This window comes from Streptomyces sp. NPDC006235 (assembly GCF_040613735.1).
In the GTDB taxonomy this organism is placed as follows: domain Bacteria; phylum Actinomycetota; class Actinomycetes; order Streptomycetales; family Streptomycetaceae; genus Streptomyces.
This window is the reverse complement of record NZ_JBEXSR010000076.1, coordinates 1-21,683: the sequence shown is the minus strand read 5'-3', so window position 1 is coordinate 21,683 and position 21,683 is coordinate 1. Positions and strand designations below refer to the sequence as shown.

The 21,683-nt window shown below is 71.1% G+C and carries 20 protein-coding genes and 1 tRNA gene; 10 read left to right on the top strand and 11 right to left on the bottom strand.

The window, feature by feature from the left end:
* The first annotated feature begins 215 nt into the window (after positions 1-215).
* Together orn and ABZ192_RS41860 are read left to right on the top strand one after the other, a co-directional pair.
* On the top strand, positions 216-818 hold the full coding sequence (gene orn, locus ABZ192_RS41865; protein ID WP_356929701.1) for an oligoribonuclease: 603 nt from the start codon (positions 216-218) through the stop codon (positions 816-818).
* A 115-nt stretch (positions 819-933) separates the two neighbouring features.
* A tRNA-His gene (locus tag ABZ192_RS41860) sits at positions 934-1,006 on the top strand.
* Between the two features lie 62 nt (positions 1,007-1,068).
* On the opposite strand, the gene ABZ192_RS41855 is transcribed toward ABZ192_RS41860, so the two are convergent.
* Positions 1,069-1,629, bottom strand: coding sequence for an alpha/beta hydrolase (locus ABZ192_RS41855; RefSeq protein WP_356929700.1), 561 nt, complete (start codon positions 1,627-1,629; stop codon positions 1,069-1,071).
* 746 nt (positions 1,630-2,375) lie between these two features.
* Here ABZ192_RS41855 and ABZ192_RS41850 point away from each other — a divergent pair.
* A complete protein-coding gene (locus ABZ192_RS41850) occupies positions 2,376-3,539 on the top strand; it encodes a hypothetical protein (protein ID WP_356929699.1) in 1,164 nt (387 codons plus the stop codon).
* Here ABZ192_RS41850 and ABZ192_RS41845 read toward each other — a convergent pair.
* Both ABZ192_RS41845 and ABZ192_RS41840 read right to left on the bottom strand, forming a co-directional pair.
* Positions 3,520-4,404: a serine/threonine protein kinase gene (locus ABZ192_RS41845; RefSeq protein ID WP_356929698.1), complete on the bottom strand. Its 885-nt coding sequence runs from the start codon at positions 4,402-4,404 to the stop codon at positions 3,520-3,522. The two genes, ABZ192_RS41850 and ABZ192_RS41845, sit on opposite strands and share 20 nt — an antisense overlap.
* Complete coding sequence (locus ABZ192_RS41840; RefSeq protein WP_356929697.1) at positions 4,401-5,456, bottom strand: LacI family DNA-binding transcriptional regulator; 1,056 nt, start codon at positions 5,454-5,456, stop codon at positions 4,401-4,403. The genes ABZ192_RS41845 and ABZ192_RS41840 overlap by 4 nt, the downstream gene beginning before the upstream one ends.
* A gap of 396 nt (positions 5,457-5,852) precedes the next feature.
* Between ABZ192_RS41840 and ABZ192_RS41835 the strand changes: the two genes are divergently transcribed.
* The 4 genes from ABZ192_RS41835 to ABZ192_RS41820 all read left to right on the top strand — a co-directional run bounded on the left by ABZ192_RS41835 (position 5,853) and on the right by ABZ192_RS41820 (position 10,676).
* Positions 5,853-7,178 (top strand): extracellular solute-binding protein, encoded by a 1,326-nt coding sequence (locus tag ABZ192_RS41835; RefSeq protein ID WP_356929696.1) that lies wholly within the window; start codon positions 5,853-5,855, stop codon positions 7,176-7,178.
* A gap of 5 nt (positions 7,179-7,183) precedes the next feature.
* Positions 7,184-8,197: a sugar ABC transporter permease gene (locus ABZ192_RS41830; RefSeq protein ID WP_356929702.1), complete on the top strand. Its 1,014-nt coding sequence runs from the start codon at positions 7,184-7,186 to the stop codon at positions 8,195-8,197.
* A gap of 12 nt (positions 8,198-8,209) precedes the next feature.
* Entirely contained in the window at positions 8,210-9,130 is a 921-nt protein-coding gene (locus tag ABZ192_RS41825; RefSeq protein ID WP_356929695.1) for a carbohydrate ABC transporter permease, read from the top strand.
* A 109-nt stretch (positions 9,131-9,239) separates the two neighbouring features.
* Positions 9,240-10,676 carry a GH1 family beta-glucosidase gene (locus ABZ192_RS41820; RefSeq protein WP_356929694.1) on the top strand — a complete coding sequence of 479 codons (1,437 nt, stop codon included), beginning with the start codon at positions 9,240-9,242 and terminating at the stop codon, positions 10,674-10,676.
* A 78-nt stretch (positions 10,677-10,754) separates the two neighbouring features.
* Here ABZ192_RS41820 and ABZ192_RS41815 read toward each other — a convergent pair whose 3' ends face one another.
* The 6 genes from ABZ192_RS41815 to ABZ192_RS41790 all read right to left on the bottom strand — a co-directional run bounded on the left by ABZ192_RS41815 (position 10,755) and on the right by ABZ192_RS41790 (position 17,594).
* Positions 10,755-12,071, bottom strand: coding sequence for a glycoside hydrolase family 36 protein (locus ABZ192_RS41815; protein ID WP_356929693.1), 1,317 nt, complete (start codon positions 12,069-12,071; stop codon positions 10,755-10,757).
* Positions 12,072-12,091: 20 nt separating this feature from the next.
* A complete protein-coding gene (locus ABZ192_RS41810) occupies positions 12,092-12,979 on the bottom strand; it encodes a carbohydrate ABC transporter permease (protein WP_356929692.1) in 888 nt (295 codons plus the stop codon).
* Entirely contained in the window at positions 12,976-13,959 is a 984-nt protein-coding gene (locus ABZ192_RS41805; RefSeq protein ID WP_356929691.1) for a sugar ABC transporter permease, read from the bottom strand. The genes ABZ192_RS41810 and ABZ192_RS41805 overlap by 4 nt, the downstream gene beginning before the upstream one ends.
* A gap of 31 nt (positions 13,960-13,990) precedes the next feature.
* The gene (locus ABZ192_RS41800; RefSeq protein WP_356929690.1) at positions 13,991-15,304 is read right to left on the bottom strand and encodes an ABC transporter substrate-binding protein; all 1,314 of its coding nucleotides are present in this window, start codon (positions 15,302-15,304) and stop codon (positions 13,991-13,993) included.
* A 185-nt stretch (positions 15,305-15,489) separates the two neighbouring features.
* Positions 15,490-16,893 carry a HAMP domain-containing sensor histidine kinase gene (locus ABZ192_RS41795; protein ID WP_356929689.1) on the bottom strand — a complete coding sequence of 468 codons (1,404 nt, stop codon included), beginning with the start codon at positions 16,891-16,893 and terminating at the stop codon, positions 15,490-15,492.
* The gene (locus ABZ192_RS41790; protein ID WP_356929688.1) at positions 16,890-17,594 is read right to left on the bottom strand and encodes a response regulator transcription factor; all 705 of its coding nucleotides are present in this window, start codon (positions 17,592-17,594) and stop codon (positions 16,890-16,892) included. Before ABZ192_RS41790 ends, ABZ192_RS41795 begins: the two co-directional genes overlap by 4 nt.
* 131 nt (positions 17,595-17,725) lie before the next feature.
* Between ABZ192_RS41790 and ABZ192_RS41785 the strand changes: the two genes are divergently transcribed.
* A complete protein-coding gene (locus tag ABZ192_RS41785; RefSeq protein ID WP_356929687.1) occupies positions 17,726-18,238 on the top strand; it encodes a hypothetical protein in 513 nt (170 codons plus the stop codon).
* A gap of 43 nt (positions 18,239-18,281) precedes the next feature.
* On the opposite strand, the gene ABZ192_RS41780 is transcribed toward ABZ192_RS41785, so the two are convergent.
* Both ABZ192_RS41780 and ABZ192_RS41775 read right to left on the bottom strand, forming a co-directional pair.
* Positions 18,282-19,151 carry a fused MFS/spermidine synthase gene (locus ABZ192_RS41780; protein ID WP_356929686.1) on the bottom strand — a complete coding sequence of 290 codons (870 nt, stop codon included), beginning with the start codon at positions 19,149-19,151 and terminating at the stop codon, positions 18,282-18,284.
* A gap of 110 nt (positions 19,152-19,261) precedes the next feature.
* The gene (locus ABZ192_RS41775; RefSeq protein ID WP_356929685.1) at positions 19,262-19,657 is read right to left on the bottom strand and encodes a hypothetical protein; all 396 of its coding nucleotides are present in this window, start codon (positions 19,655-19,657) and stop codon (positions 19,262-19,264) included.
* Between the two features lie 297 nt (positions 19,658-19,954).
* Here ABZ192_RS41775 and ABZ192_RS41770 point away from each other — a divergent pair, with 297 nt between their 5' ends.
* On the top strand, positions 19,955-21,406 hold the full coding sequence (locus tag ABZ192_RS41770) for a hypothetical protein (RefSeq protein WP_356929684.1): 1,452 nt from the start codon (positions 19,955-19,957) through the stop codon (positions 21,404-21,406).
* The coding region (locus tag ABZ192_RS41765; RefSeq protein ID WP_356929683.1) for a transposase at positions 21,403-21,683 on the top strand (281 nt) is incomplete at its 3' end. The genes ABZ192_RS41770 and ABZ192_RS41765, both read left to right, overlap by 4 nt.

Below are 21,683 nucleotides of genomic sequence, written 5' to 3'. Positions count from 1 at the left end.
GCCGCACATCGCAGGCCGCGGTCTGGCCGAGGAACGCGTCCGTGCCGCCATGCGCAGCAAGGGCCGACTGCCCGCCTGATCCAAGGACCGCTCGGGGCCCGGTGCCGTTTCGGGGTCGGGTGCGCGCCCTCGGCCGCGAGGCGGACCCGCCCGGCGGCCACAAGGTCACCGCACGGCCGGTCCGGCCCGCTGCGGCTCACCGTAAGGTGAGACACATGAACGATCGCATGGTGTGGATCGACTGCGAGATGACCGGCCTCTCGCTGTCGGACGACGCGCTCATCGAGGTGGCCGCCCTCGTCACCGACTCCGAGCTCAACGTGCTCGGCGAGGGCGTGGACATCGTCATCCGGCCGCCGGACCGGGCGCTGGAGACGATGCCTGAGGTGGTGCGTCAGATGCACACCTCGTCCGGGCTGCTCGCCGAGCTGCCGGACGGCACGACGCTGAAGGACGCCGAGGAGCAGGTCCTGACATACATCAGGGAGCACGTCAAGGAGCCGGGCAAGGCCCCGCTGTGCGGCAACTCCGTCGGCACGGACCGCGGCTTCCTGCTGCGTGACATGCCGACGCTGGAGGACTACCTGCACTACCGGATCGTCGACGTGTCGTCGATCAAGGAGCTGGCCCGCCGGTGGTACCCGCGGGCGTACTTCAACAGCCCGCAGAAGAACGGCAACCACCGGGCGCTCGCCGACATCCGCGAGTCCATCGCGGAGCTGCGCTACTACCGCGAGGCCGTCTTCGTCCCGCAGCCCGGGCCCGACTCGGACACCGCGAAGAAGATCGCCGCGAAGCACGTGCTGCCTGCGCAGTAGCCGTGCCGGGGGCCCGTGGAGGGGCGCCGCGAAAGCCGGGCGCGAGCACCCCTTCGGACCCTGTACACTTTTTCTCGGCCGGTCGGGGAAGTCACTGATCTCCAAGCCGGTCATGGTGGGTGTAGCTCAGCTGGTAGAGCACCTGGTTGTGGTCCAGGATGCCGCGGGTTCGAGTCCCGTCACTCACCCTGTGTGTTCAGCCGGTGACTTCACGAGCGAAGTCACCGGCTGAAGCCTTTTCACGACGGCGTCACGACCGCGCACCCTCTCCCGCGCACTCCACGTCCCCGGCGGAAAGCCGTCCCGTCCCCAGGTAGCCGTTCACGAGACGGTCGGCACACGGCACCGGCGGCGTCAGCCCCTCCGCCCCGCGGCCGTGGACGCCGTGGGACCGGATGTCGGCGGTGACCAGACGGGAGCCGGTGAGCCGGCGGTGGAGCCTCCAGCGCACCGGCGCAGGGGACGTCGTTGTCGCGCCGGGCCTGCACCACCAGCACGGCACGGAGTTGGCGATGCCGGTCCCCGGCTCGCGCGGGGCGGTGAGCCAGAACGCGCACGAAGCGATCATGCCGTTGACGAGCGGGCCGAAGACCGGCTCGGTGGCCCGGCTGCGGACGCTGTTGCGCCAGTACGTCTCCGGATCGGCCGGCCAGCCCCCGTCGCCGCACATGAACAGCGCCCCGCCGACCAGGCTGTCCGCCAGCTTTGGGGAGGACAGCAGGGCCAGCAGGGCGGAAAGGTCCGGGCCCGGCTCGGCCAAGTCCCCGGCCGCCGCGGCGGACAGGTCACGGACCGCGGACGCGAAGGACATGTCGTACTCCTGATGCTGGATCAGCTGACGGAGCAGCACGTACGACCGGGGCGTCGAAACGGGTGCCCGCGACCCGGAGCGGACGCCGTTCGGCCTCGGCGAGCATCTGCCGCACGGTTGCCCGGACCTCGCGGGCCGTGCGGCCGAGCCCGTAGCGGGCGTGGTGCCTGGCGGCCCAGCCGGCCCATTCGTCGAGGCCCGCCTCCCAGGGGCCGCGCCCCTGACCCGGATGACGTCCTGTCGCGCTTCCGGTCACCTGTGATCAGGCGGGGGCAGAGATCGTCATTAGTGATCTATCGGCCTGCCGGAGCCCGTTCCTCCGGCAGACTGTCGGGCCTGGATCGGGCGACAGGGCGGGCACGACAGCACATGGGGCGTTCACGGGCACGGCATCTGAGACCGCGATGCCTCGTGCTCGCGGTGGCCGCCTCGCTCGGCTCGTCCGCGGGCTGCTCTTCGTCGACCGTGCAGGAATCCACCCCGGAAGCACCGCGCGCGTCCGTGAGCGCCCCGGACGACTCGCCCACCACCAGTTCGGGGCCTGCCGTCCCGGACGGACCCCCCGGGCACGGTGAGCCGAGCGCCCCCGTGAGCAGGCCCGCTCCTTCGCAGTCGGCAGACGGGTCGAGCACGCCCTCGCCCGACCTGTCTGTCGGTGGAGACCCCGTCGACCCTGTGCCGCCGCCACCGCGTGCCCCGGGCCCGGGCCCCGGGGACCAACTGCTGCCGGACCCGGCGGCACCCGCGTGTCCCTCAGGTCCGTCCGCCGGCACCTCCGCGTCCCCCGGCCCGTCCGCCGGCACCTCCGCGTCCCCCGATCCGTCCCCGGGCCCTTCCGCGTCTCCCGGTCCCTCGCCCGGCAGCCCTCCGTCCTCCTGCGGTTCCACGTCCACGGCGTCACCGGCCGGGACGAAGTCCCCGGGGGCGTCCCCGTCATGAGCGACCCGCCCGCCGTTCCCCCTCCCCACTTCCGCGCGTCCGCGCCACCGCCCGAACGTCGTCCGCGGCAGGCCGGGGCCCGGCGTCGGCGCCGTCGGGTCCTGCGTCGCGTATCCGGCACCGGTGTCCCGGAGCCGCCCGTCTCCCGCCTTCCGGGCGCCGGCTTCCCGGCCGACCTGGCCACCCTCGTGTCGCTCCTCGCGGCGCTGCTGTTCTATGCCGGAGCGGTCCACACCCGGGCGTATTTCGAGTACTTCCACATCGACGTGCTGGCGCTCGGCCTGAGTTTCGCCGAGTTCGTCATGCGCAGTCTGCATCTGGTGACGGCTCCCGTGGTGCTGACCGCCGTGGTGGCCGTGGTCGTACTGCGGGATCCGCAGCTGCCGAGCCGCTCGCTTTCGCGTCTCCTTCCGCCTGCCCTGATCGGTCGGCTCCGACGGGTCGTCCGGGGCCTGGCCCGTCTCCACCTGCTCGTTCTGGGCGTGGCGGTCGCCATGCTCTTCTGCTGGAGCCGTATCCAGCCGTACGGATGGCTCGTGCCCGTTCTCCTGGCCGTCGGCATCCTGTGCGGTCAGCCGCCCGCCGCCGGCGACGACGGCCGCCCGGGCGGCATCCGGGCACGAGGCGCTCCGCTCACGGCGGTGTGTCTGTGCCTGCTCTGGGCTGTCGCCCTGGCCGCACACGAACGCGGTCTGCGCGATGCGGAGCGCGACGCCGATCACCTGGTCGGCAGAACGGCGGTCGTCGTCTTCAGCACCGACCGACTGAGCATGACCGGCCGCGGCCTGAAGGTGAAGGACCTCGGTCGGCAGATGCACTATCGCTATCGGTACACCGAGCTGAGGGTCGTCATCGAGCGCGGCGGGCGCTACTACGCCGTGCCCACGGGATGGCGGCACGACACCGACTCGACGTATGTACTCCGCGAATCCGACGACGTACGCATCGAACTCATGCCGGGTGCCCGGTGACGGCATGGTTGCCCCGGCGGCCGGCCGCCAACGGGATGTCGTACGCCCCAGACGTCACCGCCCGCCACGCCTCCGTCAACTCCCGTACGCTGCAGTACCGTTCGCCCGGATCGGCCCGCGCCGCCCGTTCTGCCACCGCCCGTTGCGCCGCTGTCCCGCGCCAGGCCGACTCGTCGTCGCCGGCGTCCAGGAGGAGGCGCAGAGACCGGCCCAGGGCGTGGACGGTGGTGCGGGTGTCGATCAGGGCGCCGCGGCGGAACTCCTCCGGGGCCATGAAGCGGCGGGAGCCGGGGAGCCGGTTCGCCGCCAGGACGAACGGGCCCGGGCGGTACTCGTCGAGGTCGACCAAGTGGAGTTCGTCGCCATCGAAGTCGTACAGGAACGCGCCGTCGTAGAGGTCGACGGCGACGTGTCCCGCGGCCTCCACCGCCAGGTGCGCGTCCAGCACCCCGTCCAGGGCACGGCAGACCCGGTCGAGCGGCAGGGCGCGGAAGCGGGCCATGGGACTGTCCAGCTCAGCGCGGCCGCCCTGCCTTCGGGAGGTCGGGTGGTAGAGGACCTCGCCTCGGCGCCACGGCATCACCACCGCCGTACGGCCGTGCCGTACCGCGAACCGGTGCAGTTGCGGGACGATCACCGGATGCCGCACCGCCCGGTGGAAGGCCCAGGCCCGGTCCAGGGAACGCTCGGCGGTGTCGGTCGTCGCCTCCTTCACGAACCAGCGGTCGCCGTCCGGGAGCCGGACGCCGTACGACACACAGCCCGAGTCCTGGTCGCGGAAGACACGGAACACCTCGCCCACGGAACCGAGGTACCGCTCGACCTCCTCGGCCCCGGCGAGGCCCAGCAGGGCGTGACCGCTCACGACGAGGTGCGCGGCACCAGTTCCGTCGCCAGGACCACCTGGCGGCGTTCCAGCCCCCGGGACACCGGCGGGCGGCGGTCGGCGATCTCGGCCAGGAGCAGGTCGATCATCCTGCGGCCCATCTCCTCGATGGGCTGGCGGACGCTGGTGAGGGGCGGATCCAGGTGGCGGGCGATGGCGGAGTCGTCGTAGCCGACCAGCGCCACGTCGTCGGGGATGCGGCGGCCCGCTTCGCGCAGGGCCTGGCGGGCGCCGGCCGCGGTCACGTCCGAGGCGGCGAAGACGGCGTCCACGTCGGGGCGGCGGGACAGCAGGGCCTCCATCGCCCGGTGGCCGCCCTCCTCGGAGAAGTCGCCCGGCTCGATCAGCAGCTCGTCCACCTCGTGACCCGCGTCGCGCAGGGCGTCGCGGTAGCCGTCGATGCGGCGTTGCGCGCCGTACACGTCGAGGCGGCCGGTGATGTGGGCGATCGTGCGGCGGCCGCGCTCCATGAGGTGCTCGACGGCCTGGCGGGCGCCGCCGTAGTTGTCCGAGTCGACGGAGGTCAGCGTCTCGGCGGCGGACCTCGGGCCGCTGATCACCGCCGGGATCTCCAGCTGGGCGAGGAGGTCCGGCAGGGGGTCGTCGGCGTGGACCGAGACCAGCAGGACACCGTCCACGCGGTGGGCGGCCAGGTACTGGGCGAGCCGCTGCCGCTCCCGGTCACTGCCCGCGAAGATCAGCAGCAGCTGCATCTCCGTGTCCGACAGCTCCGCCCCGACGCCCTTCAGCATGTCCGAGAAGTACGGCTCCGCGAAGAACCGGGTCTCCGGCTCGGGCACGACCAGGGCGATCGCGTCCGTGCGGTTGGCGGCCAGGGCGCGGGCGGCGGTGTTCGGGACGTAGCCGAGCTCGGCGACCGCCGCCTCGACGGCCGCGCGGGTCGCGTCGCTGACCCGGGGCGAGCCGTTGATCACCCGGGACACCGTGCCGCGGCCGACACCGGCGCGCGCCGCCACCTCTTCGAGGGTGGGCCGGCCACCGCTTCGGCCCCGCGCTCCGTGGCTTGCCATGGGCTCCGCCTTCCCGTCCACACCCGCACTCTGCGGCTGGCCTGGAATTTAACAGGCTCTTCAGTTGGAGTGACCGCTACCGGGGCCCGCCGCCCACGGCCTTCCGCTTGTGCCCGCGGGCCGGTCCGACTGGCTCGATACCGCCGCCCGGGGCCGCAAGGGACTGCGGCCCGGGTCCAGTTAACAGCCCGATAACTGAACGCATCTCTCGCTGTCCGGTCCCTTGACACCCCCGCCCCGACCGGAGAACCTTCAACACATCACTGGTGGGAGCGCTCCCACAGTACCTGACACATACACAACCCGCACGTTCCCCGCCCGAGCCGCAGCGAGTAAAACGGGCCCAACAATGCAGTTGGCCGGGGGGTCGGCACGTCAGGGCAACAGGAGGACGACATGCGAGCACGCATCCGAACCGCCCGCAAGGCGATGGTCCTCGCGGCCGTCGCGTCGCTGGGCGCCGGGCTGCTGGCCGGCTGTGCCGACGACGGCGGCGACGACAATTCCGGCTCCCCGTCCGGCGACAGCAACGGCAAGACGACGATCTCCGTGGGGCTCTTCGGCACCATGGGCTTCAAGGAAGCCGGCCTCTACGCCGAGTACGAGAAGCTCAACCCGAAGATCAAGATCGCCGAGAACTCCGTCCAGCGGAACGAGAACTACTACCCGGCGCTGCTGAACCACCTCACCACCAACAGCGGTCTGCTGGACGTCCAGGCCGTCGAAGTCGCCAACATCGCCGAGGTCACGTCCACCCAGGCCGACAAGCTCGAGGACATGTCCAAGGCTCCGGGCGTGGACAAGAGCAAGTGGCTGGACTGGAAGTGGCAGCAGGCCACCACCAAGGACGGCAAGACCATCGGCCTCGGCACCGACGTCGGCCCGATGGCGATCTGCTACCGCACGGACCTCTTCAAGCAGGCCGGTCTGCCCACCGACCCGGCCGAGGTCGGCAAGCTGTGGGCCGGTGACTGGGCCAAGCTCGTCCAGGTCGGCGAGCGCTACAAGGCGAAGGCCCCCAAGGGCACCTACTTCATGGACTCCCCCGGCGGTCTGATCCAGGCGGTCCTGGGCAGCGAGAAGGAGAAGTTCTACAACTCCTCCGGCGAGGTCATCTACAAGACGAACCCGGCCGTCAAGGCCGCCTTCGACCTGACCGCGGATGCCGCCAAGAAGGGCCTCGTCCAGTCGGAGACGCAGTTCCAGCCGGGCTGGAACTCCTCGATCGCCAACAACAAGTTCGCCGCCATCGCCTGCCCGCCGTGGATGCTCGGCACGATCAAGGGCTACTCGAAGCCGGACGCGGCCGGCAAGTGGGCCGTGGCCACCGCACCCAAGGGCGGCAACTGGGGCGGCACCTTCCTCACCGTGCCGAAGAGCGGCAAGAACGTGAAGGAAGCGCAGAAGTTCGTGGCCTGGCTGACCGCGCCGGAGCAGCAGGCGAAGCTGTTCAAGGTGCAGGCCAGCTTCCCGAGCGCCCCGTCCACCTACACCATGCCCGAGGTGACCGGCGCGACGAACGAGATGACCGGTGACCAGAAGATCGGCCCGGTCTTCGCGGAGGCCGCCAAGGCCGCCCCGGAACAGGTGATCGGCCCGAAGGACCAGATCATCATGCAGGGCCTGACGGACAACGGCGTGATCCTGGCGACGAAGGGCAAGTCGGCCAAGGAGGCCTGGGACTCCGCCACCAAGACCATCGACAACAAGCTGGACCAGTGACCCGTATGGCCACCCGCCACGACACCGCCGCGCCCCCCGCCGAGGGGGGCGCGGCCCCGGGCCGCCCGCCCGCGGACCCCGTGTCCCTGGAGAAGGAGCGGCGCCGCCGGGACCGGCTGTCCCGGCGCTGGCAGCGGGACATCCGCTGGAGCCCGTACGCCTTCGTCTCGCCGTTCTTCCTGCTGTTCGTCGCGTTCGGCCTCTTCCCGCTGATCTACACGGGCTGGGCCTCGCTGCACCAGGTGGAGCTGACCGCGCCGACCGACATGAACTGGGTCGGGCTGCGCAACTACACCCGGATCTTCGACGACGAGTTCTTCTGGAACGCGGCGAAGAACACCCTGACCATCGGCATCATCTCCACCGTCCCGCAACTGCTGATGGCGATGGGCATCGCCCACATCCTCAACTACAAGCTGCGGGCCTCGACCTTCTTCCGGGTCGCGATGCTCGCGCCGTACGCGACGTCGATCGCCGCCGCCTCCCTGGTGTTCGTGCTGCTCTTCGGCCGTGACTACGGCATGATCAACTGGGCGCTCGACATGGTCGGCATCAACCCGGTCGACTGGCAGAACGACAAGTGGTACTCGCAGATAGCCGTCTCGTCGATCATCATCTGGCGCTGGACCGGCTACAACGCGCTGATCTACCTGGCCGCGATGCAGGCGATCCCGCAGGACCTGTACGAGTCGGCGGCGCTGGACGGGGCCAACCGCTGGCAGCAGTTCATCCATGTGACGCTGCCGGCGCTGCGCCCGACGATCCTGTTCACCTGTGTCGTGTCGACGATCGGCGCGAGCCAGGTCTTCGGCGAGCCGCTGCTGTTCGACGCCAACAGGGGCACGTCGGGCGGCGCGGAGCACCAGTTCCAGACGCTCGGGCTGTATCTGTACGAGCAGGGCTGGGTCGCCCAGCACCTGGGCCGTGCCTCGGCGATCGCCTGGACGATGTTCCTCATGCTGATCGTCATCGGCATCGTCAACTACGTCATCTCGCGCCGGCTGCGCGCCAGTAGTTAAGGAGTTCCGGCCGTGACGACGACTGTGACACCCCAGGACGCCCCGCCGCCCGGCGCTGCGCCCGCGAAGGAGTCCAAACGCCCCCGCCTGCCGAAGTCCGCGCGGGCCGGCGGGACGCTGCACGGCGGTCCGATCGCGTACGCGGTCCTCATCGTGTTCACGATCGTCTCGCTGTTCCCGCTGGTGTGGACGGCGATCGCCGCCTCGCGTGACAACCAGCGGCTCGCGCAGACGCCACCGCCGTTCTGGTTCGGCTCGGGTCTGTTCGACAAGCTGGAGATCGCCTGGAAGGACGCCAATCTGGGGGAGGCGTTCTTCAACACCACGATCGTGGCGGGTACTTCGGCGCTGACCATCGTCTTCCTGTCGACGATCGCCGGTTTCGCCTTCGCCAAGCTGCGGTTCAGGGGCCGTGGCGCGCTGATGCTGATCGTGATCGGCACGATGATGGTGCCGCCGCAGCTGAGCGTGATCCCGCTGTACATGATGGTCGCCAAGCTCGACTGGACGGACCAGTTGCAGGCGGTGATCCTGCCGTCGCTGGTGAGCGCGTTCGGTGTGTTCTTCATGCGGCAGTACCTGATCCAGGCCCTGCCGGACGAGATCATCGAGGCCGCCCGGGTCGACGGGGCGAGCAGCTGGCGTGTGGTGTGGCACGTGGTGTTCCCGGCGGCGCGGCCGGCGATGGCCGTGCTCGGGATGCTGACGTTCGTGCAGACCTGGAACGACTTCCTGTGGCCGTTCCTGGTGCTGACCCAGATGGGCAACCCGACCGTGCAGGTCGCGGTCGCGGGCCTCGGACGCGGCTACACGCCCGACCAGTCCCTGATCATGGCGGGCGCGCTGCTGGGTACGCTGCCGCTGCTGCTGGTCTTCGCGATCTTCGGCAAGCAGATCGTGGGCGGCATCATGCAGGGCGCCGTGAAGGGCTGACCCCCTGTTTCCAGGGGCTGGGCCAGCGCTGCTCCGGCCCCTTCTCTCCCTCTTCCTCCCCCCTCCCCCCTCCACCGTCGGTCTCCACGACCCCAATGGGAGCGCTTCCATGCCTGACTCCGAGAACCCGGCCACTGCGGTGACCTTCCCCCCCGCCTTCCTCTGGGGCGCGGCGACCTCCGCGTACCAGATCGAGGGCGCGGTGCGGGAGGACGGCCGTACGCCGTCGATCTGGGACACCTTCAGCCATACGCCGGGCAAGACGGCCGGTGGCGACACCGGTGACATCGCTGTCGACCACTACCACCGCTACCGCGAGGACGTGGCGCTGATGGCGGAGCTGGGCCTGGGCGCCTACCGCTTCTCCGTCTCCTGGTCGCGGGTGCAGCCGACCGGCCGGGGTCCGGCCGTCCAGAAGGGCCTGGACTTCTACCGCCGGCTGGTCGACGAACTGCTGTCCAAGGGCATCAAGCCGGCCGTCACGCTCTACCACTGGGACCTGCCGCAGGAGCTGGAGGACGCGGGCGGCTGGCCGGAGCGGGACACGGCGTACCGTTTCGCGGAATACGCGCAGATCGTCGGCGAGGCGCTGGGCGACCGGGTCGAGCAGTGGATGACGCTCAACGAGCCCTGGTGCAGCGCGTTCCTGGGCTATGCCTCCGGGGTGCACGCCCCGGGCCGGACGGATCCGGCGGCATCGCTGCGTGCCGCGCACCACCTGAACTTGGCGCACGGGCTGGGCGCGTCCGCCCTGCGGTCGGTGATGCCGGCCCGCAACACGGTCGCGATCAGCCTCAACTCCACGGTGGCCAGGCCGCTTTCGCAGAGCCCGGCGGACCTGGCGGCGGCCCGGAAGATCGACGACCTGGCCAACGGCGTCTTCCACGGCCCGATCCTGCACGGCGCGTACCCGGAGTCGCTGTACGTGGCGACGGCGGAGCTCACGGACTGGAACCATGTCCTCGACGGCGACCTGGCACTGATCAACCAGCCGCTGGACGCGCTGGGCCTCAACTACTACACGCCCGCGCTGGTCTCGGCGGCCGACCCGGCGGCGAAGGGTCCGCGCGCCGACGGCCACGGTTCCAGCGAGCACTCCCCCTGGCCGGCCGCGGAGGACGTCGCCTTCCACCAGACGCCCGGTGACCGCACCGAGATGGGCTGGACGATCGACCCGACCGGCCTGCACGAGCTGATCATGCGCTACACCCGGGAGGCGCCGGGCCTGCCGCTGTACATCACCGAGAACGGCGCGGCCTACGACGACAAGATCGACTCGGACGGCCGGGTGCACGACCCGGAGCGCGTCGCCTACCTGCACGGCCACCTGTCGGCGGTCCGCCGCGCGATCGCCGACGGCGCGGACGTCCGCGGCTACTTCCTGTGGTCCCTGATGGACAACTTCGAGTGGTCGTACGGCTACGGCAAGCGCTTCGGCGCGGTGTACGTGGACTACGCCACGCTCGAACGCACCCCGAAGTCCAGCGCCCACTGGTACGCCCGAGCGGCCCGGACGGGCACGCTGCCCGAGGCGGAGGCGGTCTAGCCACTGCGGGGGCGGGGGGACGGGGCGCGGCACTGATAGGGGGGTGCCGCGCCCCGGCTTTTCACGCGCCCCGGCTTTTCAGGAGACGACGCGTGGTGTCAGGAGCCGGCGGGTCGTCTCCACGCCCCACGCGTCGAGTGACAGCAGGCGGTCGCTGGAGGCCATCAGGCCTGCGGTGGACTCCACGTGTGCCGCCCACTGTTCGCGGGTCTCGACGGCCGGGCGGGCCATCAGGCAGTCGGGGTCGTTGGTCCAGAGGCGGTCGTGCTGCCACTGGCGGGCCGCGCCCGTGAACTCGGCCGGGTCCTGGCCCGGCTGGGAGTAGTCGTCGGCCTCGGGGCGGCGGTGGGGTGCCGTGTCGGGGCTGACGCGCATGGCGTCGAACAGGCCGATGGAGGGGAGCATCGGGGCGCCGCAGCCCAGGAGGTAGGAGTCCGGGCCGATCGCGTCGCGGATCAGGCGGATGCCGCAGCGGTACGCCGTGAGGGGGTCGACGTCCGCGTGGCGGATGCCGTCCAGGGCGCCCGCGTAGAGGAAGTCGGTCTTGAAGTAGTCGTAGCCCTCCGCGCGCAGGGTGGTGAAGACCTCGGTCAGGTACGCCGCCGCGTCCGGGTGGGTGGTGTCCAGGACGCGCAGGTCGTGGCCCCAGTTGCGGCCGGCGTGGGCGAAGCCGCCGGCGGTGTCGCGGACCAGCCAGTCGGGGTGCTCGGCGGCCAGGTCGCTCGCGGGGTCGACGAGGAAGGGGGCCGTCCAGATGCCGGCGCGGCGGCCGCGGGAGCGGATCTTCTCGGCGATTCCGGCGCGGGAGCGGAAGCGTCCTGAGAGCGTGAGCCAGTCGCCGAGGGCCCGCTGGTAGCCGTCGTCGATCTGGACGACGTCGACGGGCAGGTCGAGGGTGTCCATCGCGCGGAGGTTCTCGTGGATGTCGTCCTCGGTGACGTGCGTGAAGTACTCGTACCAGGAGCACCAGACGGTGGGTGCCGGGCGCGGGGCCGCGATGCCGAGAGCGCAGGCCCAGTCGCCCAGCACGGACTGGATGTCGTCGCCCGTCCACTCCTTCACCGGGCCGTCGGCACCGACCTCCGCGATCCCGCCCCGTACGGCGAGCCGGATCGACGGCACCTCGCGCGTCGGCTCGGCCGCCGCCCACAGCCGGACCGGTGAGCCGTCGCCGGGGTCGAGCGCGAGCAGGCCCTCCCCCTGGAAGACGCCGTCGGGGACGGTGACGCCGGGCCGGTAGCAGACCGTGGCCCAGTTGGCGTTGGCCGGGCGGTAGGGCGCCGCGCCGAGGGCGTAGGCGCCGCTGGGGCTCCAGGACTGCCAGCCCTCCTCGTGGACGCGGGCGCGGCGGCGGTCGACGGGCACGGAGGCCAGCGGCGTGAAGGGGTGCTGCACGGTGATCTCTTTCGGGAAGGTCAGCCCTTGTTGGCGCCCAGGGTCAGGCCGCTGACGAACTGGCGCTGGAGCACGAAGTAGACGATGAGGGTGGGGATGGCCGTGAGCAGAGCTCCGGCCGCGACCAGGTTGGGGTCGGTGAAGTACTGGCCGGAGAGGTTGTTCAGCGCCGAGGTGATCGGCATGTTCTCGCCGGTGGAGATCAGGACGATGGCCCAGAAGAAGTCGTTGTAGATCCAGATGGACAGCAGGGTGGCGAGGGCGGCCATCGCGGGCTTGCACAGCGGCAGCACGATCTGCCAGTACAGACGCCACACGGAGGCGCCGTCGACCAGGGCGGCCTCGGTCAGTTCGTGCGGCAGCGAGCGCATGTAGTTGCTCAGTACGAACGCGCAGAAGCCGGACTGGAACGCCACGTGGATCAGGACCAGGCCGAGCGCGGAGTCGTAGAGCTTGCCGGACATGGTGATGCCGGGCAGGTCGATCAGCAGGTACAGCCGGTACAGCGGGGTGATGATGACCTGCTGCGGCAGCAGGTTGCCCGCCGTGAAGACCAGCAGCAGCGACAGGTTGATCCGGAAGTCGAAGCGGCTGACGTAGAAGGCGACCATCGACGACAGCAGCAGCGTCAGCAGCACGGCCGGCACGGCGACGAGCAGCGTGTTGCCGAAGTAGTGCAGCATGTCCGACTGCTGGAAGGCGTTCGTGAAGTTGTCGAAGCTCAGCTTGTCGGGCCAGGAGACATAGCCCTTCGTGCTGGTCTCCGCGTAGGGCCGCATCGCCGCGAGCAGCGCCCACAGCAGGGGCGCCAGCCAGGCCAGCGCCGTGACGGCGAGGAAGGTGTGCAGCAGGATCCGGGCGGGGCGGATGGGGGTGCGCTGCTTGTGAGCGCCGGCGACGGTGCTCATGCGCGCCGCTCCTTCCGGAAGGTGGCGATCAGGTACGGGATGATCACCGCGAGCGAGATCACCAGCAGGACGACGGCGATGGCGGAGCCGTATCCGATCCGGCTGGACTCGCCGATGATGTTGTTGGTCACCAGGATCGACAGCAGCTCGGTGCCCTGGGCGCCCTTGTTGAAGACGAAGACCAGGTCGAAGGCGCGCAGGGCCTCGATGATCGTGACGACCAGGACGACGGTGTTGGTGGGCCGCAGGGTCGGGAAGACGACGTTCTTGAACGTCTGCCATTCGTTGGCGCCGTCCAGCGAGGACGCCTCCCGCAGGGCGGGGTCGACGCCCTTCAGGCCGGCCAGGTAGAGGATCATCATGTAGCCGGCGTGCCGCCAGGAGGCGGCGACCAGGACGGCCCAGAGGTTGAGGTCCGGGTCGCCGATCCAGTCGATGTAGTGGCCGGGCTTGTTGGCTCCGATGAGGCTGTTGATCAAGCCGGTGTCGGGGTTGTAGACGAGCTGCCAGACGAAGCCGGTGACCGCCAGCGACACCACCACCGGCAGGAAGAAGGCGGTCTGGTAGACGCGGCTGAAGCGGATCCGCTTGTCCAGCTGCACGGCCAGGAACAGGCCGAAGGGCGTGGGCAGCAGGATGAGCACGACGAACCAGACGACGTTGTGCTCGACGGCGGGCCAGAACTGCGGGTTGCTGGTGAACAGCTGCCTGAAGTTCTCCAGGCCGACCCAGTGGATGGTGTCGAAGCCGATGCCGTCCCAGCTGGTGAAGGCCAGCGCGATGGAGGCGAGGGCCGTCAGCCACACCAGGGCGACGTGCAGGATCGTCGGCACGCCCGCCATCAGGCCGAGCGTGATGCGGTCGCGGCGGGTCAGCAGGCGCCTGTGCCCGTGGGGCACCTTGGCGGTCGTGGACGCGGGGGCGGGCCCCGGAGCCGGCTCGTCGGCCGTCTCCGGGACCTTGGCGGGGGTGGCAGTCATGTCGGATCCGAGTCGTCGATTCTCCGTTCGGTCAGGAGGACGCGAAGATCGTCTTCTTCTGACGCTCGATCGACGAGAGGATGCTGTCGACGTTCTTGGGGTTGCGGACGAAGTTCTGGAGCGCGGGCTGCATCACCGTGGAGGTGAAGTCCGGGCGGGAGTCGCGGTCCATGAACTGCGTCAGGCTCTTCGCGCTGGAGATCATCTCGAAGGACTTCTTCTGGAGCGCGGTGTAGGAGGCGGTGTCGGCCTTCGTGGAGGCGGCCACCACGCTCGAGTCGGCCTTGAGGTAGATCTCCTCGGCCTCGGGGGTGCCCAGGTACTCCAGCAGCTTGGCGCTGCCGTCGCGGTTCTTCGGGGCCTTGGAGAGCATGAAGCCGTCGGTGGGCGCCTCGACGGTGTCCTGGCCGAACTGCGGGTCGATCTCCGGGAAGGCGAAGAAGTCGAGGTCGTCCAGGTCGGCCTTGTTGGTGAACTGCTGGCCGACGAAGGTGCCCAGCAGATACATGCCGGCCTTCTTCGCCACCAGGGTCTGGGCCGCGTCCTGCCAGGTGCGGCCCACCGCGCCGTCCTGGTGGTAGGGGAGGATCTCCGTCCAGTGGTCGAAGACCTTGCGCACCTTGGGGTCGGTCCAGGAGGCCTTGCCCGCCATCAGCTCGACGTGGAAGTCGTAGCCGTTGGTGCGGAAGTTGATCTGGTCGAACGTGCCCATCGCGGGCCAGGCGTCCTTGTCGCCGAAGGCGATCGGGACCAGCCCGTCCTTCTGCATCCGCTTGCACAGGGCGACGAAGTCGTCCCAGGTGGTGGGGACCTCGTAGCCGTGCTGGGCGAAGACGCTCTTGCGGTAGAAGACCGCCCACGGGTACGTGTACAGCGGCACGAAGTAGTACTTGCCGTCCTCGCCCTTGCTGAGCTTCTTCATCGCGTCGGGGAAGTTCCCGCCGATCTTCTGCCACACGTCGTCGATCGGGGTGGCCAGCTTCTTCGACGCGAAGAACTGCATGCGGTACCCGGCGAACCAGGTGAACACGTCGTCGGGCGTGCCCTGGAGGTAGGAGTTGATCTGCTCCTGGAATGTGTTGTGGTCCTTGGTGTTCACGTCGACCTTGATGCCGGACTTCTTCGTGAAGGCGGCGTAGATCTCGGCGAACGCCTTCTTCGGCACCGCGTCCGAGGAGTTCGAGCCGAGGCTGACCGTCTTCGGGTCGGCGGCCGCGCCGCTGCCGCCACAGGCGCTCAGCAGGGGTATGCCGGCGCCGAGCAGGGCCGCGCCGCCTATGCCGCGCAGGACGGAGCGGCGGCTGGCAGCGGGGAGGGAGAGTCCGGAAGGAGAGAGGTCGCGCATGAACGGCTCCTGGGGCAGGGTTCGGCCACGAGGGTGGCGTGAAATCCAGTCTTAATCGACCAGAAATCAACTTGACCGAACACGGTGGCGCAATAACAGCCGTATGTCCGGTCATGCGTCAAGGGCCGTTCCCTTCATTTGTCGAAACGTGACCGACCCGTGAGCGTGACCGGCCGTCCGAGGGGTCAGACAGAGCGGGAGCGGTTGTATGCGGCAACCAGCCTGCCCCGCCGCCGGCGGCGCACCGGCCCGCGGTGGCCCCTGCGGCTCACCGGCGCCCGGCCGTCCACCTGGATCCAGATCCGCACCTCGGTCCCGCCGAGCACCGAGGAACCGATCCGTACGTCCCCGCCGGTCGACTCCGCGAGCCGGCGCACGATGTCCAGCCCGAGCCCGGTCGAGCCGTCGGTCCCGGAGCCGCGGCCCCGCGCCATGGCGGCCTGCGGGTCGGATATGCCCGGGCCCGCGTCGGAGACGAGGACGATCACCGCGTCCTCGCCGTTGTGCACGTCGACCGCGAAGGCGGTGCCCTCCGGGGTGTGCCGGAAGACGTTGCCCAGCAGCGCGTCGAGCGCGGCGGCCAGGTCGGCGCGGGCCACGGGGATGCGCACCGGCCGGTCGGCCCCGGACACCCGCCACTTGCGGCCCTCGTCCTCCGCGAGCGCCGACCAGAAGGCCATCCGCTCCCGGACCACCTCGGCGGCGTCGCACCCGGCGCCCGGGCCGGCCGCGGCCGTCTGCGGCTTGGCCTCCCGGGCCGTACGGATGATGGTGTCGACCTCGCGCTCCAGCTGCTCGACCGCGGTCCGGGTCTGCTCGGCGGCCGGTCCCTCACCGAGCGAGGCGGCGTTCAGCCGCAGCACGGTCAGGGGCGTGCGCAGCCGGTGGGACAGGTCGGCCGCCAGCTCCCGTTCGTTCGCCAGCAATTGGACGACCTGGTCGGCCATCGAGTTGAACGCGACCGCGGCGAGCCGCAGTTCGGTCGGGCCCTCCTCGGGCACGCGGGCGCCGAGCCTGCCCTCCCCCAGGTCGCGGGCCCCCTCGACCAGGCGCTTGGCGGGCCGGACCATCCGCACGCCCAGCCGGTCGGCGACCGCGACCGAGCCGAGGACCAGCGCGACACCGACCCCGGCGAGCACCGCCCAGGCCGTGCCCACGCCGTTGGTGACCTCGGCCTCCGGCACGTACACCTCGACGACCGCGATCTCGCCGGTGCTGAGCGCGACCGGCTGCAGCAGCGTCGAACCGCCGGCCACTGCCGTGGTGGAGGCGCGGCCCAGCTTCCGCACGGCGGCGATGTCCTCGTCGGCCGCGCGCTGCCGCCCGAGCTCCAGGGCCTGCTGGCCGTCGCCCGCCGGTATGTGCACGGCCATCCCGGCGCCGGAGCCGGCGGAGGCCACGACCCGTTCGAGCTGATCACGGTCGGTGGTGATGGACAGCGCCGGGGCGACGGCCGCGGCCTCCCGCTCGGCATTGGAGAAGGCGCGGTCCCGGGCCATCTCGCGGATGACGAGTCCGAGCGGCACCGCGAAGGCGAGCACGACCATGGTGGTGACCGCCAGCGACACCTTGACCAGGGCCCACCTCATCGCGGCGCCTCCGCCCCCGGCGGTTCGAGCTTCACGCCGACGCCCCGAAGGGTGTGCAGATAGCGGGGGTTGGCGGCCGTCTCGCCCAGTTTCCTGCGCAGCCAGGACAGATGGACGTCGATGGTCTGGTCGTCGCCGTACGACTGCTGCCAGACCTCGGCGAGCAGTTCCTTGCGGGGGACGACGACCCCGGGGCGGCGGGCCAGGAAGGCGAGCAGGTCGAACTCGCGGCGGGTGAGGTCGAGCCGCGCGCCGTCCAGCTCGGCCTGGCGGCGCAGCGGATCGACGGTCAGGCCGCCCACCCGGATCACCGGGGACGGCTCCCCTTCACCCGAGCCGGAGCGGGCGCGGCGCAGCACGGCCGCCATGCGGGCCGACAGGTGCTCGACCGAGAAGGGCTTGGTCAGGTAGTCGTCCGCCCCGGCGTTCAGCAGCCGGACGATCTCCGCCTCGTCGTCCCGGGCCGTGGCGACGATCACCGGCACGTCCGTGATGCCGCGCAGCATCTTCAGGGCCTCGGAGCCGTCGAGATCGGGCAGTCCGAGGTCCAGGATCACCACGTCGAAGCGGACATGGGCGACCTCGCGCAGCGCCTCCAGTGCCGTCCCGACGCTGCGTACGGTGTGCGAGGCGTCGGTCAGGTGCCGGATGAGCGCCGAGCGTACGAACAGGTCGTCCTCGACCACGAGCACACTTGCCATGCGCCGCACCGTACGCCATCTCGAACAGCCGGGTGCGGGCCTGTGGACAACTCCGCGCCTGGGGACAACCGGCCCCGCGAGACTCCCGTTTGTGGACAACGCGTGGGACGCGTGAGGCAGTATGACCGGCGATGCGCAGAGGACTCCTTCACGTACTGGCATGGCTGCTCGCCACGGGCGCGGCGGTCACGCTGTCGTGGTGGGGTGTCCACACGGTGATGGCGGGCACGGCCTACGACCCGCCGCGCGCCCTGCCCGTCAAGGCCGCCGATGCGCCCAGGCTGGAGTCGAAGCCGCCGGCCACGCCGTCGCAGCGGAGGAGTCCGCGACCGAGCCGGACGCCGAGTCCACCGCCACCGCCCACGGCCCGAAAGCCGAGCCCGACTCCCCCACGACCCCCCAGTCCCTCCCCGACGGCCACCGGCGAGGTCAAGAGCTACGACACCGAGGGCGGCCGGGCGGTCTTCGACCTGGGCAGGACCTCCGCCTCCCTCGTCTCGGCCACTCCCGGTGCGGGCTGGTCGATGCAGGTGTGGAAGACGGAGTCGTGGATCCGCGTGGAGTTCTCCTCGGGCGCGGACCGGGTGTCGGTGTTCTGCACCTGGCACGACGGACCGCCGCGCGTGGAGATCGGGACCTACTGAGTGCCGTACGAGTGCGTGCCGTACAGGTGCCTGCCGCAGGGGCTCACCGGAACACCGAAGCGGGCGGCGCGGGGGACGCCACGGCCGCGACGTCCGTGACGGGTGCGGCCCCGCCGGTGAAGTCGGTGAGCGTCCCGCCGTGCTCGACCCGGCCGGGATGCGGGTCGGAGGCGGCACGGCGGGTCAGTTCGGCGACCGGCAGCGGCTGGTCGGAGGCGACCAGGACGGCGTTCCCGAAGCGTTTGCCGCGCAGCACCGTCGGGTCGGCGACCAGCGCGAGCTGTTCGAAACGGGCTGCGGCGGTGGCGATCTGGCCGCGCAGGTGGGCGAGCGGCGGCCCGTCGGCGAGGTTGGCGGCGTAGACACCGCCGGGCTTCAGCGCCCTGCGCACGTCGTCGAGGAACTCGGTGGAGGTCAGATGGGCCGGTGTCCGGGCGCCGCTGAACACATCGGTGATGACCAGGTCGGCCCAGCCGTCCGGAACCTTGGCGAGCCCTTCACGGGCGTCGACGGACCGCACCCTGAGGCGCGCGTTCGGGTCCAACGGCAGCTCGCGGCGCACCATTTGCACGAGGCCGGCGTCCCGTTCGACGACCTGCTGGGTGGAGCGGGGCCGGGTGGCGGCGACGTACCGGGCGAGGGTGAACGCCCCTCCGCCGAGGTGCACGGCGTGCACGGGCCGGCCCGGCGGGGCGACGAGGTCGATGACGTGTCCGAGCCGGCGCTGGTACTCGAAGGAGAGGTACGCCGGGTCGTCCAGGTCGACGTGCGACTGCGGGGCCCCGTCGATCACCAGGGTCCAGGCCCGGGCCCGGTCACGGTCGGGGATGAGCTCGGCGAGCCCGCCGTCGACACTCTCGACGACGGCTTCCGCACCGGCCTGCCTGCGCCGACCGCTCCTGGACTTTCCCATGGGGTCATTATCGGGGGCGGGCGTTAAGCGGGACGTACGCTCCTGCCGTGCGTCAGTCCCCCGCCGGCCGTGAGCGCCCCGGACCTGAGCACCCGCCCCCCACCGGCGCCTCAGCGGCAGCTGTCCGCTGCCTTGATCGTCCGGGCCGCCTCGCCGAGGGCCTTGCGCAGTACCGCGGGGTCCGTCGCGAGGTCTGCCTCGCCGGGCGGCAGCAGCCAGTCCGAGCCCTCCACGGGAGGTTCGGGGGCCAGGGGCAGTCCGTGTCCGTCGGTCTCCGTGCACGTGCTCCCCGGCACGTCCCACGCCGCGGCCGTCCCAGGCGGCACGAGGAAGCCCAGCGTGCCACCGCCGTCGTCGTGCAGTACGGGCCCGACCGCCTCGCCGGTCCCGCGCCGCAGGATGTCGACCGCCTCCAGCCCCTGCCGCGCCGGCACCGTCACGACATCGCAGCCGGACGGCGGCGCACTCGGCGGTGTACGAGGATCGTTGATCCGGCTGGTCTCCATCCCGGCCTCCACCACGGAACCCCTGCTTGGACGAGCGGTCGGGAGTCGGGGGCCTCCCGGTCCACAGGGTTCAACGCGGCAGCCCGTCAACGGCTACGGCGGAAGTCAGCCGCAAAGGATGGCACTTCATGGCGGATCACGGATGAGATATCCGGTTTGTAGCCAAACCCAGCGTGAGGGCTCCGGCACAGCAGGTACGTTCTTGCCCGCCGGACACGGGGCAGACCATACGGGACAACACGTACATCTCGCCCCGAACCCGGCATGGTTCGACGGTTCGCACGAGAGGACCCGGCCATGGCGTCGTCAACGGTGACCTCGTCTCAACCCAACCGGCCACCACGGCCCAACCTCGCCTTCCGGCAGCTGCGCGGACAGCGCTCGCCGGCCGAGTTCGCCGCGGTGATCCGCCGGGCGGCCCTGGAGATCGGCGAGCAGGTCAGCTGTGACGCGCGGTACATCGGCCGGGTCGAGGCGGGCGAGATCCGCTGTCCCAACTACGCGTACGAACGGGTGTTCCTGCACATGTTCCCTGGCCGCACACTCACCGACCTGGGGTTCGCGCCCCGCTCGTCGGTACGCGGACGCCGGGCGCGTGACACCGAGGACGCGCCCCTGACGTGCACCCCGAACCCGGCGAACGCCACCCGTGAGACCAGCGGGGCGTGCGAGCCGTATGAAACGCAGAACCCGTACGACCCGTACCACCCGCACGACACCTACGAGGAGAGCGACGTGCTACGTCGCGCATTCATGACCGGCGGCGGCGCCACGGTGGCCGCTGCCTCGCTGGGGCCCGTCGGCCTCGCCCTCGACGCCGCGGCGGCACAGCGCCCCGCGCGCCGCGCCGGGGCGAGCGACGCGGGTGCTCTGGAAGACGCCGTCCGCCGCATCCGGCTGCTCGACGACCGGCACGGGGCCGACGGCCTCTACCGCCGCGCGGCGGCCCCGCTGCGTGCCGCCTACGCCCTGCTGGACGCCGGTACGACCCGGCAGACGACGGCGGACCGACTCTACTCGGGCGCCGGTGAACTCGCCATCTCCGTGGGCTGGCTGGCCCACGACTCGGGCCGCTTCGACGACGCCCGCTCGCACTACGCGGAGGCCCTGGCGACCGCCCGGATGACCGGCGACCCGGGCCTGGAGGCGCACGCCTTCTGCAACACGGCCTTCCTCGCGCGCGACGCGGGCCGGCCGCGCGAGGCGGTCCGGGCCGCCCAGGCCGCACAGCGCGTCGCCCGGCCCGTCGGCTCGGCCCGGCTGATGTCACTGCTCGCGCTGCGCGAGGCGGGCGGCTGGGCGGGCCTCGCCGACCGCGTCGGCTGCGAGCAGGCACTGGCCCGGGCGCAGGCCCTCTTCGACCGGGGCCCTTCGGACGAGGACCCCGAGTGGATGAGCTTCTACGGAGAGGCCGAGCTGGAGGGCCTGGAGGCGCAGTGCTGGTCCACGCTCGGCGACTGGCCCCGAGCGGCCCGGCACGCGCGGCGGGCGGCGGAGCTCCAGGATCCGCACTTCACACGGAACATCGCGCTGTACACGGCGGAGCTGGCGGACGACCTCGCGCGGGGCGGGCGGCCGGACGAGGCGGCCGTGGCGGGGATGCGGGTGCTGGATCTGCTGGAGGAGGTCCAGTCGTCCCGGATCCGGACGATGCTGGCGGCTACGGCGCGGGTGCTCTCGCCGCACCGGCGGGCGTCCGGGGTGTCGGCGTTTCTGGAGAGGCATGCGTCGGCGCCGAGGGCGGTGTGACGCGCCGCCCCCCAGCAGCACGACGGCCCGCCTCCAGGGGGCTACGCCGGCCAGGCGGCCACAGCGGCCAGGCGGCCACGACGGCTAGGCAGTTTCGTTTGGATCAGTCGGTCGTTGGTCCGGGTGTGCCGTTGACTGACGCGCAGTGGGCGCGGATCGAGCCGTTGCTCCCGGACCGGACACCGAAGCGGGGTGGCCGCTGGCGGGATCATCGTGAGGTGATCGACGCGATCGCCTACAAGTTCCAGACAGGAACGCAGTGGGTCCACCTTCCGGA

What these genes read in the sequence shown, in the direction of transcription:
- orn (WP_356929701.1), top strand. Translation starts at nt 216, where the DNA reads ATGAACGATCGCATGGTGTGGATCGACTGCGAGATGACCGGCCTCTCG.
- ABZ192_RS41855 (WP_356929700.1), bottom strand. Translation starts at nt 1,629, where the DNA reads ATGTCCTTCGCGTCCGCGGTCCGTGACCTGTCCGCCGCGGCGGCCGGG.
- ABZ192_RS41840 (WP_356929697.1), bottom strand. Translation starts at nt 5,456, where the DNA reads ATGGCAAGCCACGGAGCGCGGGGCCGAAGCGGTGGCCGGCCCACCCTC.
- ABZ192_RS41835 (WP_356929696.1), top strand. Translation starts at nt 5,853, where the DNA reads ATGCGAGCACGCATCCGAACCGCCCGCAAGGCGATGGTCCTCGCGGCC.
- ABZ192_RS41830 (WP_356929702.1), top strand. Translation starts at nt 7,184, where the DNA reads ATGGCCACCCGCCACGACACCGCCGCGCCCCCCGCCGAGGGGGGCGCG.
- ABZ192_RS41820 (WP_356929694.1), top strand. Translation starts at nt 9,240, where the DNA reads ATGCCTGACTCCGAGAACCCGGCCACTGCGGTGACCTTCCCCCCCGCC.
- ABZ192_RS41810 (WP_356929692.1), bottom strand. Translation starts at nt 12,979, where the DNA reads ATGAGCACCGTCGCCGGCGCTCACAAGCAGCGCACCCCCATCCGCCCC.
- ABZ192_RS41805 (WP_356929691.1), bottom strand. Translation starts at nt 13,959, where the DNA reads ATGACTGCCACCCCCGCCAAGGTCCCGGAGACGGCCGACGAGCCGGCT.
- ABZ192_RS41800 (WP_356929690.1), bottom strand. Translation starts at nt 15,304, where the DNA reads ATGCGCGACCTCTCTCCTTCCGGACTCTCCCTCCCCGCTGCCAGCCGC.
- ABZ192_RS41795 (WP_356929689.1), bottom strand. Translation starts at nt 16,893, where the DNA reads ATGAGGTGGGCCCTGGTCAAGGTGTCGCTGGCGGTCACCACCATGGTC.
- ABZ192_RS41790 (WP_356929688.1), bottom strand. Translation starts at nt 17,594, where the DNA reads ATGGCAAGTGTGCTCGTGGTCGAGGACGACCTGTTCGTACGCTCGGCG.
- ABZ192_RS41785 (WP_356929687.1), top strand. Translation starts at nt 17,726, where the DNA reads ATGCGCAGAGGACTCCTTCACGTACTGGCATGGCTGCTCGCCACGGGC.
- ABZ192_RS41780 (WP_356929686.1), bottom strand. Translation starts at nt 19,151, where the DNA reads ATGGGAAAGTCCAGGAGCGGTCGGCGCAGGCAGGCCGGTGCGGAAGCC.
- ABZ192_RS41775 (WP_356929685.1), bottom strand. Translation starts at nt 19,657, where the DNA reads ATGGAGACCAGCCGGATCAACGATCCTCGTACACCGCCGAGTGCGCCG.
- ABZ192_RS41770 (WP_356929684.1), top strand. Translation starts at nt 19,955, where the DNA reads ATGGCGTCGTCAACGGTGACCTCGTCTCAACCCAACCGGCCACCACGG.